Consider the following 16,712-nt stretch of genomic DNA (forward strand, 5'->3'; position numbering starts at 1 on the left):
TCTGATTGGGTTTGATGGTTTCTTACTTTCTTATACCCAGTTAACCTACGAATGTACGAATAAGGAGCTAGTTTTGTTCATGATAACTCGACGCTTCGCGTCTGCGGGGTCTCACCTGTCACGCTGCTCCTGCTGGAGTCGTCCCCCTTCCGCTGCAATCAACAGCTGTGCTAAAACAACATTGGGTTTTAACATAGCCTAAAATAAAGCCTTTAAAATAAACACTTTTAAAAAGCATCTGTTTCAGATGCTTTTTACACTGTAAAGCTATTTTACTTTCAGTGGTTTTTAAATGCAAGGTCAGCGCTTTTTTACCGGGATACCGATCTTTAACGAAGGCGACATTTTATATGGACGGTAATCCGCATCATAAACTTCAATGTGATCCAGTCCGTTTTGCTGAACAGATAATCCCTGCTCCACTGCCCACTTCATTAACTTTTCATAGCTTTTCCATGCGTGCTGGCCTTTATGTTCTGTAACGGCATAATCATGCGATGGAACAATAATTCTGTACATATTTGAAGGGAATACCGTATTTCCAAGTGCTTCTGTTCCAAAATAATAAGTGAATCCTCCCGGCCTGTCCTGATACGACAATCCGATGAAATCTGAGTTAGGCTGAGCAATCCCTATACTTAAAAGCCTGTCACGTGCTTCTTCGATTACAGGGAAAATATCTCCATGCGCAGCTGCTTCATAAGTACCTGTCCATTTCATGCCAATAAAATAAAAGCTGGATTTCCTTACGATTTCAAAGTCAGCCATTTTTGCACTCCTTTCATTCAAACGGAAGCGATTATTCTTATATTTTAGCAAATTCTGAATACTTACGGTACGTTGAACACATTATTTTTATTAATTATCAGTCAAATATGTTACTTTTGAGTTAAGATAAGCGACTCAAATTTACAAATGGGGTGTAAATATGAAAAAAAAGAGCTGGGTGATGCTGATTCCAGGCGTTGTACTAATTGGTGCAATCGTCTTTTTCGTATTCTCAGACCAGCTGCTCAACCGTTCCTATGGCAGTGAGGCGAGCACGCCTGCTGACCTTGCGCCAAATGAGGAAGTCGCGATATTTGCAGGCGGCTGCTTCTGGTGTATGGAACCGCCTTTTGAGAAGCTTGCAGGTGTGAGGGAAGCTGTCTCCGGTTATACAGGTGGAGATGAAGAAAACCCTGAATATAGAGAAGTGGCGAATGGAGAAACCGGCCATACAGAAGCTGTTCAGGTGATTTATGATCCGGATGTGATCAGCTATAAAGATCTGCTTGATGTATTCTGGCGCCAGATTGACCCGACAGACGCTGAAGGACAATTCGTTGACCGGGGCAGACAGTACCGTCCTGAGATTTTTGTAAAGAATGATGCAGAACGTGAGGCTGCAGAAGCATCTAAACAGGAGATTATTGATTCAGGCCGTTTTGATGGTGAAATCATTGTCCCGATCACAGAGGCTTCAACATTCTATATAGCGGAAGAGTACCATCAGGATTACTACCTGAAAAACGGTGACCGCTATTACTTCTACCGCACAAGTTCCGGAAGAGACCGCTTTTTAAATGAATATTGGGCAGAAGATGAACGTGAAGTCGATCTGCCGACTAAAGAAGAAGTTGAAGAAGAGAGCCCTTACGCCGTTAACTATACAGATGAAGAACTGCGTGACATGCTGACAGATATTCAGTACGAAGTGACGCAGGAAGATGGAACTGAAAAAGCTTTTGATAATGAGTATGACGGTTTTTATGAAGATGGGATCTATGTGGATATCGTCTCAGGAGAACCATTGTTCAGTTCAAAAGATAAGTATGATTCAAGATCCGGATGGCCATCATTTACAAAGCCGCTTGTTCCTGAAAACATTGTAGAAGTTGAGGATCCAGGTATTTTTGGGATGAGAATTGAAGTCCGCAGTAAATACGCTGATTCTCACCTTGGACACGTATTTGAAGACGGACCCGAGCCAACCGGACTCCGCTACTGTATGAACTCAGCCGCGATGCGCTTTATCCCTGCTGAAGACCTTGAAGAAGAAGGTTACGGAGAATTCACTTATCTGTTCGAATCATAGTTTCCATGCGATCTGTCTCACTTAAATTAGACAGATCGCATTTCTTTTTTTAAAATAAAGTTATGCGAAGTCAGCTGTCATCACCAGCCGCTTCTGTAAATCCAGAGTACGTAACGCTAAGGAGGATACATATGACACTATTATCGGATATTCTTACATTCAATGAGACATTCGTAGAGGAAAAACAGTACGAACCTTACGTAACAACGAAAATCCCCAACAAAAAACTTGTCATCCTGACTTGTATGGATACAAGACTGGTAGAACTTCTGCCAAAATCAATGAACGTAAAAAATGGTGATGTAAAAATGGTACGCAATGCCGGAGCGGTGATCACACATCCTTTTGGCAGTATCATGCGAAGCCTTCTTGTTGCCATTTATGAACTGCAGGCTGAAGAAGTCTTAATCATTGGTCACTACGATTGCGGCATGAGTGCTGTTGACAGCCACGCTACAGTAGAAAAAATGAAAGAACGCGGCATCTCAGATGATACATTTAACACCCTTTCATACTCAGGTATTGATCTTCATGCCTGGCTGAAAGGCTTTGATGACGTACAGGAAAGCGTTAAAAACAGCGTTGAGATGGTACGTAATCACCCGTTAATGGACAAAAACGTTCCCGTACATGGTCTCGTTGTTGATCCAAGTAACGGAAAACTTGATCTGGTTGATGAAGGATACTAAAAAAAGTTGTGCGGGAAAATCCGCACAACTTTTTTATTTCACTTCTTTTTGAACCGTCCATTTATGAAAGACGGTTGTGAAACTGCCTTCTGTAGAGGGACTGCATGCATATAACCCAAGCTTTACAGGTCCATTAGGCTCATCATGAAGCCTTGTAATACGGATCTGTTCAAAGTCCTCATCTTCTGACGTCTTTGCCCAGACGCGGTAGTCTCCCCCTGCACGGGTCACTTTGAAAGTCAGTGTAACCCCCTGATCAGGTGTGGGAAAGTTTTTGGATGACCAGTCCGAGTAACCATTATTCGTTACGACTGAACCTAGATATGAGTACTTGTCAGGTGCATATTCAAGTGATACCTTCATCCAGCAGTCATCTGAGATCAGCATGAGCAAACCTGCCTGATCATACCGTTCAGACGGGTCTTTCATGGTAAGTGTGACTTCTGTCTCAAATGCGCCAAGAAGTTCTTTATAAAAGGCATGACCGTTCATCTGATCAAAGCCATAAAAAGTTTTTCTCCAAAAATCAGTTTTCGGGTGAGTAGTCAGACTGAGCTCTTTTTGGTGAAGAGTCCAATTCGCGGGTTCATTCAGCCAGCAGCAGTCTCTTGACTGATCATCCAGTAATGAGAGCATGGTGAGGACTCCTTTCGATATGGTTCTAACCTCATGTTTACCCACAAAGTCAGTTCCATAACACCAGAGAGGAACTATTTTACAAGATCATGTTTAAAAGCATAGATTACAGCCTGCGTACGGTCCTGTACATCAAGCTTTCCGAGAATGTTACTGACATGGGTTTTAACCGTTTTTAATGCTATGTAAAGCTCATCTGCAATTTCCTGGTTCGTTTTTCCTTCTGCAATCAGCATCAGAATCTCTCTCTCACGTTCTGTCAGGCCATCATGTGCTGGTTTTACATCACGCATTCTCATTCGCTGCATGACTTTGCCTGTAACTTCAGGTTCAAGCACCGTTTCCCCATAATGCGTTTTTCGGATGGCTTCAGCGATCTCACTTGCTTTTGACGTTTTTAAAAGGTAGCTGACTGCTCCGGCTTCAAGTGCCGGATATACCTTATCATCATCAAGAAAACTTGTGACAATCATAATTTTCGCATCCGGCCACTGTTCGATAATTTTTGTTGTTGCTTCGATTCCATCCATGTTTTTCATCACTAAATCCATCAGTATGATATCCGGTTTTAAGGAAAGTGCCATTTCTACTGCAGGCCCGCCATCATCACATTCCCCAACGACCTCAATATCTTTTTGTGCGGATAGATATGAACCAACACCAATTCTGACCATTTCATGATCATCAACAAATAATACACGGATCATTTCAGCTCCTCCTTCCTTTCAAAAGGTACTTTAATTTCTAGACGCGTTCCCTGATTCGGAAGTGAGACAATCTTTAATGTCCCCCCGATTTCAGCTGCACGCTCTCTCATATTATTTAAGCCATAAGAACCTGCCTTATCACCGGAAACCTCAAACCCTTTTCCATCATCTGATACTCTCATGATGACGGACCCGTCTCTTAGAATACATAATACGTTCAGCATAGTGGCTTCAGCATGTCTCAACGTATTTGAAATGGACTCCTGCAAAATTCTGAAGAGATGATCTTCAATGCCTCTTTCAAGCTCGAGCGGTTCTGCTTTCCAGGTGATTGCAAGCGGTACTTTCTGTTTCAGTTCAACCAGCAACTCTTCAATACCCTCAGCCAGCGTTTTTCCTTTTAGGGCAGCAGGTCTTAAGTGAAGCAGGAGTGCTCTCATCTCCACCTGTGACTGGTGAATCATTTTTTCCACCATTTGCAGCTGACGGTTCTCCTCCTGCGTTTCATTAATTGCAGACATGAGCATGGAAGCTGCAAACAGCTGCTGGCTGACTGAGTCATGGAGATCACGCGCAAGCCGCTGTCTCTCGAGTGACACCATCTCCTGAATTTTCTGTTCCTGCTGCTCTACTTTCTCACTCGCAAGACGCTGATTCATCTTAATCTGTTCGTTCCACATACGCTGAAGGTCTGCTACTTTCTCTGAAAGCTTCACAAACTCCTGTGTCTGCGGCTGAAGTTGCCTGACGGTATTTTGCCCCTGCATGACACCATCCACCTGCTGCTCAATCGTATAGACCTGCTTTTTCAACCCGCTGCTCTGAATCGCCCCCCATAAAAAACCGATCAGCAGCAGCTGCATCAGCAGGAAAAATATAAAGGGAACATCAAGTACAGAAACAGTCCATAAAAACGTCCAGTCGTCAGGTGGAAAAAATATCAGATACAAGCCAAGGGTCATTAACGCACTAAAGAGGCTGATACTGACAGCATGGAGAATCATTTTAGCTGTCATATGCGCCTCACCTCAAGATCCCCAATCCATACAGAAGAGAAAATCGTACATTTCTGCTGTGCATCATTGTATCCTTCTGATTGATAAATGATATTTTCATTCCAGAGTCTTTTTGCCTGATATTGAAGAATCACGGCTTCCCCCGCAAGAGCCGAATGCTGTACAGACAATTCAAGTTCATAAGGGACAAGTATCGTGATTTTACCCGCAACGTTTCTTAAAGAAATCAATACCTCTTTCTCAGGGAGTACTGTATGACTGAGATCAATCCGCACATCACCGATCCCGTTCTGCAAATGAATATCATCCCATTCATATGAATAATCCGGCGTTTCATGTGAACCCACCCATTTATTTTGGAAGAATGGCCGTTTTGCAGTTAATAATTGTTCTTTAGCCGGCCTTTCCTCTGATTTAACAACATGTTCAAATGTCAGGGGATTTTTTTTCGTATCAAAGTATTTAATGACAAGATAAATGATAAGACCGACAAATATAATACGGAGCGTGACCATGGATAAAACCGCTGACAGCAGCATCAGCGCCCCTACTCCTACAAGGATTTTCCCGTACATCTGAGGCCATCCCTGCTTTCCGAAATACAGCAGACCAGCTGACAGTGCCAGAGTAAAGATCATTCCACTGTTAAATAGCACAATTTCGATTAAGACAATGATCAGTCCGGCTGTCAGCCAGTTTGATAAAGTCATGTTACGCAGCTTTTCCATTCAGCCCACCTCCCTATTCTCTATTCTATCTGTCACACACAGGTTTTAGAAAGACTGAATTCGGGAGAAGACATGATGTCCGCTCCCGAAAACCTGTTATTTTAACTGCTCAATCTGTTCATCAATTGACAGTTCTTCTTTTTTCTTAGCAGACTGTTTTAAATGTTGTTCAATCTGTTCATAGCGGCGATCTTCATCCGTCGCTTTTTCAGGTGTTTTCAGCTTAGCTGACTGCTTTTCGCCTATCACTGCATTTTCTTTAGCCATATACTCAAGCCTTTTCAATTCGAGATCCTTCAGCTCAAATGTAAGCTGTTCTAACTGAAGCTCCAGAGCCTCAAGCTGTGATTCAGCTTCTGCACATGTTTTTTCAAGTCTTTCAGCGCGGCCGCTGTAATAATTAAACTCTCTTAAAGCAGCTGCAGCAAGCGCTTCTTCTCCTGCTTCTTCCGCAAGCTGAACGTGCTCTTTACGTTTTGTGGCCATTGACTTGGCATGATCATATTCTTTTTCAAATTCTTTCTTTAACAGTTCCTGTCTCTCCGTCAGCTGCTTTGCTTTTTTAACAGATGCCTGAACTTCTTTCAGCTCACGCTGGATTTCAATGACGGGATTCGACTGTGTTTGTTTCCACTTTGACTCCTGGATATCCTGCCTGATGACTTCAGTAATTTTTGTTAGTAAGTTACTCATATTATATCGTCTCCTTTTTAGTTAGTTGAATGATTATGACTTTCTCTTCAGTTCCTGCCACTGCTTTTCAAAAATAGAAAAGTCGCCTGCCGGTTCTTCGTTATTCCATTTCTTCCAGACTACATACAGTACATAGACTGCGAGCACCCCGAGTATTGCCGGAACATTGAATACTGCTGAAAGACCTGCGATAACTGCTACGATCGCACCTGTTACTTTCACCCACGTTTTTTCAGATGAAAAGTACATTTTCACTCCAACATAAGTAATCAGCAGACTGACTGCAAGACCTGCGATCGATCCGAGATTTGACAGCGCGACGATCGCTGCGACAATACCAATGACTGTTAACCAGAATTTGTTCATGTTGTTGCCTCCTTTGTTATTTGTAACTTAAGTGTACGCGGGTTTCGCATCCGCCGACAGGAGCCCCGGCTTGATTTTGAAGTAGGACCTGAGGCGTAGAAGGAGACAGGGACGCAGGCGGGGGCAGAGAGCGCGGAGCGGAAAGTGGGGACGGAGTTTACACTACGAGGTCAGACCTCGTAGTGTAAACTCCGTCCCCAAAAAAGAAAGAGACCGCAGATGCGGTCTCTAACGATTCAGTTTATTCAGCAGCCTGCCGGTTAACCGGTCCCAAAAGGGCTTACCCTTTCAGAAATCCTCTTCAAGCATGCTGTAGAGATAGTGATCTTCCCATACGCCATTGATAAAAAGATTTTTTCTTAACGTTCCTTCCCTGAACATGCCGACTTTTTCAAGCACTTTCTGTGAAGCTTCATTTTTAGGTGACACCATTGCTTCCACACGATGAAGCCCGAATTCACGAAAAGCAAATCTCAGTGCAGCTTCCACTGCTTCAGTGCCGTATCCCTGCTTTGTGTGATCTTCATCCAGCGAATAGCCGATATAGGCAGAGGCAAATGGCAATCTTCTGATTGAATAGATTGATACACTGCCGATCAGACGGTTCGTATCTGTATGATAGATACCCCAGCTGTATTCTTTTCCGAGCCGCTGGGCCTGTTTTGCTTCAGCCAGTTTTTCAAGCTGGGCTTCGCGCGTATAAAATGGTTCAGGATGCTTCGGTTCAAAAATCGTCCAGAACTGCTTGTTACGGATCAGCAGTTCCACAAATTCATCAATATCTTGTTCTGAAAGCGGACGAAAGTAAAGCCGACTGCTTTTTAGTAGCACCATGTATGTTCTCTCCATTTCAAGATTCTATACTTAGTGTATACCCAAGCTTCACAAAGATCGACTGTTGACATGCAAAAAACTGAAATTGTTTTTTGCGAATATCTCTGTTAAGACTGGCTGTCCGATTCAGTTGCAGGCGAACATTTTCCTTATTTATCATCCAGAAGTCAAACGGATGAATTCCTCTGCGTCCTGTATACAAAGATCAATGCCCTTCATCCAGAATGCTTCAGTTGTAATGTCCTCACCAAGATGCTTCATGGCAAGCTCTTCTGTTGTCATCACAGCTGTATCACGCAGCAGTGCCATATATTTTTCCTCATAAGCTGTACCTTCTTCAAGCGCTCTTGCGTAAACGCTCAGTGAGAAAAGATAGCCGAATGTATACGGGAAGTTATAGAACGGTACGCCTGTAATATGGAAGTGCAGCTTAGATGCCCAGAAGTGCGGCTCATTATCAGTGACTGCTCCGCCGTAAGCTTCATTCTGAGCCTGAGTCGTCAGCTCATTCAGACGCTTCGCTGTAACAAACCCTTCTTTACGCTCTTCATAAAAACGCTGCTCGAAAATAAATCTTGAGTGGATATTCATAAAGAATGCAATGCTTCTTGATACTTTATCTTCTAAAAGTGCTGCCTGCTCATCTTTAGAATCCGCTTCTTTTACAGCAGCATCTGATACAATCATTTCGGCAAAAGTAGAAGCTGTTTCAGCTACGTTCATGGCATAGCGGCGATTCAGTGGATCCATGGGACGCAGTGCATACGTATGGAAAGCATGGCCCAGCTCATGTGCAAGTGTTGCAACGTTGGACATTGAACCACTGTAAGTCATGAAAATACGTGACTGCTCACTGAGCGGGAATCCTGTACAGAATCCGCCAGGTCTTTTACCTGAACGATCCTCTGCTTCAATCCAGCCTTCTTCAAATGCTTTTTCTGCAAAAGCGGCCATTTCAGGACCGAACTTTTTAAAGTGTTTTAAGATAAATGCAGCACCTTCATCATATGAAAGCTTCTTCACACTTTCAGAAATCGGTGCGCCAATATGCGCCCATGACATCTTTTCAAGTCCAAGCAGCTTTGCTTTGTGATCCAGATACTTCACAAACACATCCTTACTTTTACTGATCGCACCCCACATGGCATCGAGTGTTTCAGGCTTCATTCTGTTATACTCAAGCGGCTCTTTCATAAAATCATCCCAGCCGCGCTTTTTGTACTTCGCAAGACGGTAGCCGCCGAGATGATTCAGCGTCTGCGCGAAAAGATTTTCATTTTTTGACCAGGCTTCTTCAAGTTTTTGATGAACCTCTTCCCTCACCTGTGGATTCTCGTGGGAACGAAGGTTATTCGCCTGTCCGACTGACAGTTTCTTCACTTCCCCGTCGACTTCAATTTCTATAGACATTTCAGACACAAGCGCATTGTACATCTGACCCCAGCCGTGATAACCATCAACGCTCAGCGCACTGATCAGCCCTTCTTCAGCTTCAGACAGTTTGTCCTTTGCAGCTTCACGCCATTCTGTCATAATAAATGTATATTCCTTCAAGCCCTCATCTTCAAGCAGGCTATCCCATACCTGATCTTCTGTTTTTGCCAGCTTCTGCTGAAATGCCTGAAACGCAGAACCAAACTCAGCAGCCATTGAAGTGACTTTTCCTCTTACAACGCCTGCGCCGGTATCATTCATATCCTGCGCTTCAAGACAGCTCGCAAATGCTCCTGCCTGACTGATGCCCATCATAATTCCTTTAGCTTCCTGAATGTGCTGATACACAAGATAACTGCTGTCAGAAGACTCAGGTGTGTTAAACTGCTCTACTTTCTTTGCAAACACTTCAATTTTTCCTTCATATGTACGTAAGTGCTGCTGTAACTCATCAGACTCACTTCCACCCTTAAAAAATACATCTAAATCCCACGTTTCCGGATATGTAGCTGTCGACATATTAACTCCTCCTAATTTTAAAAATTCTGAACACTGCAACACCTATCTTAACACAATACTTCGACATTCGAAACACTGACTTAATCCTCTAAAAACTCAACTGAATTCGTGATAAAATACAAAAGTATGGTCGATGCGGTTACTTTGTAACTCTTATAACTTTTAAAAGTTATAAGGAATTTAAGCACAGCTGTTGATTGGAGCGGAAGGGGGCGACTCCAGCAGGAGAAGTCGGACAGGTGAGACCCCGCAAGCGCCCCGCGCTGAGGAGGTCCGATTGAATCGGAGCCACAAGGCGGCTCATGCGGAAAGCGTCCCCCTGGAGCGGAAATCAACAGCCAAATTCTACAAATTTAACTTTTTAGAAACTCATCAGATAAATTAAATGATACGCAGCAAAAATAGCACGCCAACATTCAAATGACCATACGAGGAAGGAATGATTCACCATGATTAATCAGGCCCAGCAAGTCCTGCATACATACTTTGGATACGATTCGTTCAGACCTGGCCAGGACAGGATGATCGAATCCATACTCGACCGGAACAATGCACTCGGCATCATGCCGACCGGCGGAGGAAAATCACTCTGCTATCAGATCCCCGGCCTCGTCATGGAAGGAACTGCACTTGTCATCTCACCGCTTATCTCCCTGATGAGAGACCAGGTGGATGCATTAAATGAAAACGGCATATCCGCCACTTATATTAACAGTACACTGACTGCAGCTGAAACGAGAGAAAGGCTTCAGAACCTGCGTGAAGGACGCTATAAGTTTGTCTATGCAGCGCCTGAACGCTTTGATTCCGCTTCTTTTTTTAATGCAGTTTCAGATATAGATCTCTCACTGATCGCTTTTGATGAGGCGCACTGTATCTCACAATGGGGGCATGATTTCAGACCGAGTTACAGGACGATCGTTGATACTATCAGACTGCTGCCTAACCTGCCTGTTCTTACAGCACTGACTGCAACAGCAACTGATAAAGTCATTCAGGATATCACCTCCCTTCTGTCCATTGACCCCCACCATATCGTTAATACTGGATTTGCACGGGATAACCTGTCTTTTCACGTTGTAAAAGGAGCGGATAAGCATTCCTTTTTAACAAGCTTTTTAAAAGAAAAAAAAGATGAGACAGGCATTATTTATACAGCTACAAGAAAAGAAGCCGATCAGCTGACAGGCTGGCTGAACCAGCAGAATGCGAGCGCCGTCTGCTATCACGCCGGTCTGCCTGAAGAAGAGCGTAATGAAGCACAGCGGAAGTTTATCTATGATGAAGCAAAACTGATCGTCGCAACCAATGCATTTGGTATGGGAATCGATAAAAGTAACGTACGGTTTGTCATCCATTATCAGCTGCCAATGAATATGGAATCCTACTATCAGGAAGCGGGCCGTGCAGGTCGTGACGGAGAACCGGCCGACTGCTATCTGCTGTACAGCCCTCAGGATTCCATGCTGCAGAAATTTTTAATTGAGCAGTCTATTGCAAATGAAAGAAAACGTAATGAAGAATATGCGAAGCTTCAGCAGATGATTAATTACTGCCACAGTCACAGCTGTCTGCCACGCTTCATTTTAGAATATTTTGAAGACCACCAGATGACAGCTGACTGCGGTCACTGCAGCAGCTGTCTTGACAGCCGGGAAAAAACAGACCGCACAAGAGAGGTTCAGATGATCCTATCCACTGTCAAAAGAATGGGCGAACGTTTCGGGACTGGACTGACTGCCAAAGTGTTAAAGGGATCACGCAATAAAAAGTTGATCGAGGCTGGCCTTGACCGCGTCACAACTTACGGATTGATGAATCAGAAATCTGAAAAACAGATCACTGAACTCATTCAGCTGCTGATTGCAGAAGGCTTTATTGCCTTAGAGGGCGGTCAGTATCCGATCCTTAAGCTAACGCAGGATGCACTGCCTGTTTTAAAAGGCGAGCAGGAAGTCTGGCTGAAATCCGGATTCCAGCTCCATCAACAGCAGGCAGATTATGATGAGCCGCTATTTGAACAGCTCAGACAGGTTCGTTCCAGTCTTGCAAAAGAACACGCTGTCCCTCCGTATGTCATATTCTCGGATGCGACACTCCGGGAAATGGCACAGCACTATCCTGAAACAGAAGAAGATATGCGTGCGATTAAAGGTGTCGGTGAGAGAAAGTTGCAATCATATGGCAGTCCATTTACTGAAGTGATTGCCGCTTATGTAAAAGAGCACGGTAAAAATAAACATATGGTACCTATACCGGGTCCGGCAGAACCAAAGAAACCGCAAGTCACCGGTGATCCTGATCTCCCGAGTCACCTGTTCAGTTATGAACTGTATCAGGAAGGCAAATCTATTACTGAAATCGCAAAGTTAAGAGCACTGACAGGTCAGACGATCGAGCGCCATCTTCAAAAAGCGTATGAAGAAGGCCATCCACTTGATTTCAGCAACTGGTTCACAGAAGAAACAGAGAAGCTGATATTGACTACAAGAGATCAGATGGAGACCCCGGGACTGAAACCGCTCAAAGAATCACTGCCTGAAGAAATCAGCTATACACAGATCAAAATGGCTCTTGTAAAAAACCAGCTTGTCTGAAGGATTTTTTTCTTCCTGAAGGGAATAGAGTGAGTGACAGGAGGTTTTTTGATGAAACAGTTTTGGGCAAATTTTATCGCACTTGCTGCCGTCATAACCGTTAATGCACTCGCGAATATTATTCCGATTAACGGACAGACGACAGGAGAAATCTCAAATCGGCTGAATGTATTATTTACCCCGGCCGGATACGTTTTTTCAATATGGGGGCTCATTTACTTACTATTAATGCTTTGGGTATTAAAAGGGGCATTAAAATCACAGCGGAAAAAAGAAGTGTATCAGAATACTTCTTTTATGTTTGTGATTAGCTGTCTATTGAATATTTCATGGATTCTGCTGTGGCACTATGAATTCTTTCCGGTATCAGTAGCAGTCATAGCCGGGTTACTAATCTCAATCATTATTATTTACTCAAAAATTAAACAGGCTAAATACAGCTTTTGGGACCTGCTTCCGTTTTCTGTGTATATGGGCTGGGTCAGCGTTGCAACAGTCGCCAATGCGGCTTATACAGTCAACGAAGCCGGCTGGGACGGACTTGGCATTGCGTCATCCGTCTGGACGGTCGGACTGCTTATCATCGCAGCAGCGCTGGCACTTGGTATCCGGTACAAGGAAAGCGACTGGATCTACCCCCTTGTCTTTATCTGGGCATTTATCGGGATAGGCGTACAGAATGAAGGCGAACAATCCGCTGTTGTTTTCACTGCATACGGGTTGAGTGTTGTCATATTGATCGGCCTTTTCACTTTACGTAAAAAGAACAAAAGCAGCTTCAGCAACAGAAAGCTTTCTTTTAAATAGCCGGGCAATTATTGCGCTGATCATGTAAAATAGGTATTGAAGTTTTTTTGAAAAGAGGTTTTATGTTGGACGGGCAATTACTATTCTCTATGTTTTTGGCTACACTTCTCGTGGGGCCGGTTTTGATGATCATCTCAATCGTTTTCGGCTTAAAAAAGAACAGAAAGTGGTTATGGATCACGAACGCCGGATTTCTTGTTCTGACAATCGCCATAGCTGCTTATTACCTGTTACAGATCGATCAGATCGCTGCACAAAACCCGACGCCGGGCGGAACAGGTGTGCTTGTGATGCTGCTCATTTCATCATGGGTATCAGTCCCGACTGCGATTTCATTCTTCCTTCTTGCCGGTGCAATTTTTATGGAACAGCGTAAAAAAGCAAAAGAAATTCAGGCATAACAAAAGGACTTGTGATGACACAAGTCCTTTTTGTTATGCTTTTTTTGTTTCCGTTAAAATAATCGGCTCACCTTTTGTAATAACAATTGTGTGTTCAATCTGTGCAACAAGGCTGCCGTCCGGCGTCTTATATGTCCAGCCGTCATTTTGCTCTTCCACAAAATCCGCACCCGAAGAAATAAACGGTTCGAATGCAATGACTGTTCCTTCTTTCAGTAATTCATTGTCCCATGGATCATGATAGTTCAGGATGTGGTCAGGTGCTTCATGAAGGGATTTACCAACACCATGACCTGTCAGGTTTGTAATAACCTGATAACCATTTTGTCTGGCAACCCGTGATACAGTCTTACCAAGCTGGCTCTTTTTAGATCCCGCTTTTGCTTTTTTCAGTGCAAGTGCAAATGCTTCTTCAGCAGTCGCGCATAATTTTTCAAGCGCCGCATTTTCACCAACTACAAATGAAATACCTGTATCGGCAAAATAACCGTCGAGTGAACCTGAAACATCAATGTTAACAAGATCTCCCTCATTAATGACGCGGCTGCCCGGAATACCGTGTGCCACCTCGTCGTTTACACTGATGCATGTATAGCCTGGAAAATTATATTCTCCTTTAGGTCCGGAAATGGCACCATATTGTTCAAATTTCTGCTTTCCGATCTCATCCAGTTCAGCAGTTGTCACACCCGGTTTTGTTGCAGCACGCATTTCATCGCGAATCTCTGCAACGATGGAACCGATTTTCTTCAATGCTTCTAATTCTTCGTTATTCTGTACGATCATTCGATTCTCTCCTTGCTTTATAATGGTCCACTATATCATATGTAGGGTGGATAATGCATGAACAATGCTGAAGAGATTTAATAGATACCCGTTTAACTTCCGCTTCAGGAAGACACTTTCCGCGGGAACGGCGGTGAGCCTCCTCGCCGCTTTGCGTCTGCTCAGGTCTCACCTGTCCGTTTTATCCCGCTGGAGTCATCCCCTTCCGCTCCAATTAAACTATGTATGTCATCCTATCTGATAGTAAACTGCATATAGGATTGTAGTTAATAATGTATACACCCTCTCTAGAAATAAAAAGAAGATGACGTTTTTGTTAAATGCCATCTTCTTTTTATTATGAAATTTAGGTTCATTGAAGCGTAAGGCGGCGACTCCGGGACGATTAGAGGGAAGCCGAGACCCCGCAGCCGTAGGCGAGGAGGCTTGGCAACCTCCGTCCGGAAAGCGTCCGCCTGAAGCGTAAATGAACCGGTTATTTAAACGTATCAAGCACTTGTCATCTGACGGTTGGTTGCGACTCTTGGCACTGAGATGAGCAGTGTTGCGAGTACGATTGATGTCAGGATGAATGCAGGACCCATGTAGGAGCCGTTATAGCCGAGTGAGAACAGCCACGCAGGGACGCCTTCACTACCTGATCCGAAGAAGATTACTCCGGCAAGAAAATGACAGGTGAATCTCAGCAGCGCACCGATAAACACACCTAATGTAATATACGTTGCTGCCTTTTTCATAGAACCTTCTTCAAGCGAGCGTTTGACTATACCGGCAAATAGGCCGGCGAAGCCAATCACAGTGAATGCCAGCGGATAATCAAGAATTCCTTGAACAGGATCAATAATATACGCCCCGAACATTGTCTGAAGCAGGCCGACTAAAAAGCCTGTTAACAGGCCTCCTTTTAACCCCCATCGAAATGCCATCAGTACGATCGGTACCATCACAAAGCTGATCGATCCACCCTGGGGCCAAAGACTAAACGAGAACTGATCCAGTATAATACCGATTGCTGAAAAAATGGCAACCTCTGTTAAAAATAATAATTTCTTGCGTTCCATTCCTTTTTCCTCCTTAAGCGATATTGATGCAGCTCGCACAGAGGGGAATTCAACGGGCCCAAAAAAATATAAAAAAGGCCCCGGGGATAGAAACCCGGGACCTTGCATCAGTCCGTTTCCATCCACATTCCTGCGTAAGCATTAACTTACAGGTTCGAAGGGTCTGAACAAATTGTTCACTCTCAGCCGTTATGGCTCCCCTTGTGGAAATTGCATCTTTACTCATTGTAACGCAAATTTAGAAACTTGTCATGTCCCCAACTTTTTATATGCTATACTATAACACGTTGAATTAATCAGCTGAAAGGAGGTCCTGACTGGATGAAATGGCTTAAAAAAAGATTTATCGGGGGAAGAATTTTAAAAACAGGTGTGGCAGTTTTTTTAACAGCACTTATTTGTCAGCTGTTGAATCTGCCAGTCGTATTTGCTGTCATCACAGCGATCGTCACAATCGAGCCGACCGCTGCAGACTCGATCAAAAAAGGTCTGATCCGTTTTCCTGCTTCAGCAATCGGGGCCTCTATCGCGATGCTTGCTACATTTTTGCTCGGCGATACAGCGATTACATATACGATTTCAGCAGTCCTGACCATCTATATCTGTTACAAGCTCAAACTTGATGCGGGTATGCTCGTCGCTACACTGACTGCAGTGGCCATGATCCCTGGAACAGAGGATCATTTCCTGCTTGAATTTGTTAAAAGACTTGGCACGACTGGTATCGGGATATTAACTTCTACATTAGTAAACTTCCTCTTAATGCCGCCAAAATATAAAGATCAGATTATCGCACTTATGAATGAAGCGGAGTCAAAGCTGACACAGCTGCTTGCTGAAAGAATGAATGAACTGCTTGATCAAAAGCAGTCTGCGATCAGCCTTGAAGCAGCATCCAATCAGCTGCGCACCAAGCTCGACCGCGCTGAAATGTTCTGCCGGTTCCAGCTGCAGGAATGGCACTATCATTCTTATAAGCGTGAAGAAATGAATGAACTGCAGAGTTATCAGAAAAAAATCTATCTCCTCAGGCAGCTGTCGTTCCATTTAGCCAATCTGATCTCACTGCCTTCAGATGATGCTCCTGATTGGTGTATGGAAGAAAAGCAGGCAGTCAGAACACTCGTGTCACAGCTGAATAACCGGATTATCAGAAGCGGTGAACAGGAGCCGGTTGATGCGGATGCACTCGCTCTTCTCAGACACGAGTTGAAAGGTGAAACCGATGAAGACGAGTTGCCTGATAAGAGCTATATTTACTTTGAACTGTTAACAATTCACGCTTTACTGAAGAAACGGAGATCGTTTGTGAAGGTGCCAAGCGCCAAGCCGGAAGAACTTTAATTATTATGAAGTAGAAA

At 43.9% G+C, this 16,712-nt stretch carries 17 protein-coding genes and 1 riboswitch; of the genes, 6 read left to right on the top strand and 11 right to left on the bottom strand.

Features of this window, described 5'->3' with window-relative positions:
• Positions 1-300 precede the first annotated feature (300 nt).
• On the bottom strand, positions 301-768 hold the full coding sequence (locus JOD21_RS17905; protein ID WP_204730884.1) for a GyrI-like domain-containing protein: 468 nt from the start codon (positions 766-768) through the stop codon (positions 301-303).
• A gap of 160 nt (positions 769-928) precedes the next feature.
• On the opposite strand from JOD21_RS17905, the gene msrB reads away from it, so the two are divergent.
• Both msrB and JOD21_RS17915 read left to right on the top strand, forming a co-directional pair.
• On the top strand, positions 929-2,077 hold the full coding sequence (gene msrB, locus JOD21_RS17910) for a peptide-methionine (R)-S-oxide reductase MsrB (protein WP_204730885.1): 1,149 nt from the start codon (positions 929-931) through the stop codon (positions 2,075-2,077).
• A 131-nt stretch (positions 2,078-2,208) separates the two neighbouring features.
• Complete coding sequence (locus JOD21_RS17915; protein ID WP_204730886.1) at positions 2,209-2,766, top strand: beta-class carbonic anhydrase; 558 nt, start codon at positions 2,209-2,211, stop codon at positions 2,764-2,766.
• Between the two features lie 33 nt (positions 2,767-2,799).
• Here JOD21_RS17915 and JOD21_RS17920 read toward each other — a convergent pair whose 3' ends face one another.
• From JOD21_RS17920 to JOD21_RS17955, 8 genes are all read right to left on the bottom strand, one after another.
• On the bottom strand, positions 2,800-3,402 hold the full coding sequence (locus JOD21_RS17920; protein ID WP_204730887.1) for a DUF1349 domain-containing protein: 603 nt from the start codon (positions 3,400-3,402) through the stop codon (positions 2,800-2,802).
• Positions 3,403-3,476: 74 nt separating this feature from the next.
• Complete coding sequence (locus JOD21_RS17925) at positions 3,477-4,109, bottom strand: response regulator (RefSeq protein ID WP_204730888.1); 633 nt, start codon at positions 4,107-4,109, stop codon at positions 3,477-3,479.
• Positions 4,106-5,125, bottom strand: coding sequence for a sensor histidine kinase (locus tag JOD21_RS17930; protein ID WP_239581687.1), 1,020 nt, complete (start codon positions 5,123-5,125; stop codon positions 4,106-4,108). Before JOD21_RS17930 ends, JOD21_RS17925 begins: the two co-directional genes overlap by 4 nt.
• Positions 5,122-5,853, bottom strand: a complete 732-nt coding sequence (gene liaF / locus JOD21_RS17935; protein WP_204730889.1) for a cell wall-active antibiotics response protein LiaF — start codon at positions 5,851-5,853, stop codon at positions 5,122-5,124. Before liaF ends, JOD21_RS17930 begins: the two co-directional genes overlap by 4 nt.
• A gap of 96 nt (positions 5,854-5,949) precedes the next feature.
• Positions 5,950-6,546, bottom strand: a complete 597-nt coding sequence (locus JOD21_RS17940; RefSeq protein ID WP_204730890.1) for a PspA/IM30 family protein — start codon at positions 6,544-6,546, stop codon at positions 5,950-5,952.
• Between the two features lie 33 nt (positions 6,547-6,579).
• A complete protein-coding gene (locus tag JOD21_RS17945; RefSeq protein WP_204730891.1) occupies positions 6,580-6,912 on the bottom strand; it encodes a lmo0954 family membrane protein in 333 nt (110 codons plus the stop codon).
• Positions 6,913-7,200: 288 nt separating this feature from the next.
• Positions 7,201-7,746, bottom strand: coding sequence for a GNAT family N-acetyltransferase (locus JOD21_RS17950; protein WP_204730892.1), 546 nt, complete (start codon positions 7,744-7,746; stop codon positions 7,201-7,203).
• Positions 7,747-7,902: 156 nt separating this feature from the next.
• Positions 7,903-9,699 carry a M3 family oligoendopeptidase gene (locus JOD21_RS17955; RefSeq protein WP_204730893.1) on the bottom strand — a complete coding sequence of 599 codons (1,797 nt, stop codon included), beginning with the start codon at positions 9,697-9,699 and terminating at the stop codon, positions 7,903-7,905.
• 449 nt (positions 9,700-10,148) lie between these two features.
• Here JOD21_RS17955 and recQ point away from each other — a divergent pair, with 449 nt between their 5' ends.
• The 3 genes from recQ (at position 10,149) to JOD21_RS17970 (ending at position 13,504) form a co-directional block, all read left to right on the top strand.
• The gene (gene recQ / locus JOD21_RS17960) at positions 10,149-12,296 is read left to right on the top strand and encodes a DNA helicase RecQ (protein WP_204730894.1); all 2,148 of its coding nucleotides are present in this window, start codon (positions 10,149-10,151) and stop codon (positions 12,294-12,296) included.
• A gap of 51 nt (positions 12,297-12,347) precedes the next feature.
• Positions 12,348-13,103 (top strand): tryptophan-rich sensory protein, encoded by a 756-nt coding sequence (locus tag JOD21_RS17965; RefSeq protein ID WP_204730895.1) that lies wholly within the window; start codon positions 12,348-12,350, stop codon positions 13,101-13,103.
• A 65-nt stretch (positions 13,104-13,168) separates the two neighbouring features.
• A complete protein-coding gene (locus JOD21_RS17970; protein WP_204730896.1) occupies positions 13,169-13,504 on the top strand; it encodes a hypothetical protein in 336 nt (111 codons plus the stop codon).
• A 33-nt stretch (positions 13,505-13,537) separates the two neighbouring features.
• Here the strand turns inward: JOD21_RS17970 and map are convergent, their stop codons facing one another.
• Both map and thiT read right to left on the bottom strand, forming a co-directional pair.
• Entirely contained in the window at positions 13,538-14,290 is a 753-nt protein-coding gene (gene map / locus JOD21_RS17975; protein WP_204730897.1) for a type I methionyl aminopeptidase, read from the bottom strand.
• A 488-nt stretch (positions 14,291-14,778) separates the two neighbouring features.
• Complete coding sequence (gene thiT / locus JOD21_RS17980; protein WP_204730898.1) at positions 14,779-15,351, bottom strand: energy-coupled thiamine transporter ThiT; 573 nt, start codon at positions 15,349-15,351, stop codon at positions 14,779-14,781.
• A 110-nt stretch (positions 15,352-15,461) separates the two neighbouring features.
• Positions 15,462-15,563, bottom strand: a riboswitch (TPP riboswitch).
• Positions 15,564-15,672: 109 nt separating this feature from the next.
• Between thiT and JOD21_RS17985 the strand changes: the two genes are divergently transcribed.
• Complete coding sequence (locus tag JOD21_RS17985; RefSeq protein ID WP_204730899.1) at positions 15,673-16,695, top strand: FUSC family protein; 1,023 nt, start codon at positions 15,673-15,675, stop codon at positions 16,693-16,695.
• Positions 16,696-16,712 lie beyond the last annotated feature (17 nt).

This window comes from Jeotgalibacillus terrae, assembly GCF_016908195.1.
Classification (GTDB): Bacteria; Bacillota; Bacilli; order Bacillales; family Jeotgalibacillaceae; genus Jeotgalibacillus; species Jeotgalibacillus terrae.

Excerpts from the sequence above, each read along its gene's own strand:
- JOD21_RS17905 (WP_204730884.1), bottom strand. The coding sequence starts at position 768 with ATGGCTGACTTTGAAATCGTAAGGAAATCCAGCTTTTATTTTATTGGC.
- msrB (WP_204730885.1), top strand. The coding sequence starts at position 929 with ATGAAAAAAAAGAGCTGGGTGATGCTGATTCCAGGCGTTGTACTAATT.
- JOD21_RS17915 (WP_204730886.1), top strand. The coding sequence starts at position 2,209 with ATGACACTATTATCGGATATTCTTACATTCAATGAGACATTCGTAGAG.
- JOD21_RS17920 (WP_204730887.1), bottom strand. The coding sequence starts at position 3,402 with ATGCTCTCATTACTGGATGATCAGTCAAGAGACTGCTGCTGGCTGAAT.
- JOD21_RS17925 (WP_204730888.1), bottom strand. The coding sequence starts at position 4,109 with ATGATCCGTGTATTATTTGTTGATGATCATGAAATGGTCAGAATTGGT.
- JOD21_RS17930 (WP_239581687.1), bottom strand. The coding sequence starts at position 5,125 with ATGACAGCTAAAATGATTCTCCATGCTGTCAGTATCAGCCTCTTTAGT.
- liaF (WP_204730889.1), bottom strand. The coding sequence starts at position 5,853 with ATGGAAAAGCTGCGTAACATGACTTTATCAAACTGGCTGACAGCCGGA.
- JOD21_RS17940 (WP_204730890.1), bottom strand. The coding sequence starts at position 6,546 with ATGAGTAACTTACTAACAAAAATTACTGAAGTCATCAGGCAGGATATC.
- JOD21_RS17945 (WP_204730891.1), bottom strand. The coding sequence starts at position 6,912 with ATGAACAAATTCTGGTTAACAGTCATTGGTATTGTCGCAGCGATCGTC.
- JOD21_RS17950 (WP_204730892.1), bottom strand. The coding sequence starts at position 7,746 with ATGGTGCTACTAAAAAGCAGTCGGCTTTACTTTCGTCCGCTTTCAGAA.
- JOD21_RS17955 (WP_204730893.1), bottom strand. The coding sequence starts at position 9,699 with ATGTCGACAGCTACATATCCGGAAACGTGGGATTTAGATGTATTTTTT.
- recQ (WP_204730894.1), top strand. The coding sequence starts at position 10,149 with ATGATTAATCAGGCCCAGCAAGTCCTGCATACATACTTTGGATACGAT.
- JOD21_RS17965 (WP_204730895.1), top strand. The coding sequence starts at position 12,348 with ATGAAACAGTTTTGGGCAAATTTTATCGCACTTGCTGCCGTCATAACC.
- map (WP_204730897.1), bottom strand. The coding sequence starts at position 14,290 with ATGATCGTACAGAATAACGAAGAATTAGAAGCATTGAAGAAAATCGGT.
- thiT (WP_204730898.1), bottom strand. The coding sequence starts at position 15,351 with ATGGAACGCAAGAAATTATTATTTTTAACAGAGGTTGCCATTTTTTCA.
- JOD21_RS17985 (WP_204730899.1), top strand. The coding sequence starts at position 15,673 with ATGAAATGGCTTAAAAAAAGATTTATCGGGGGAAGAATTTTAAAAACA.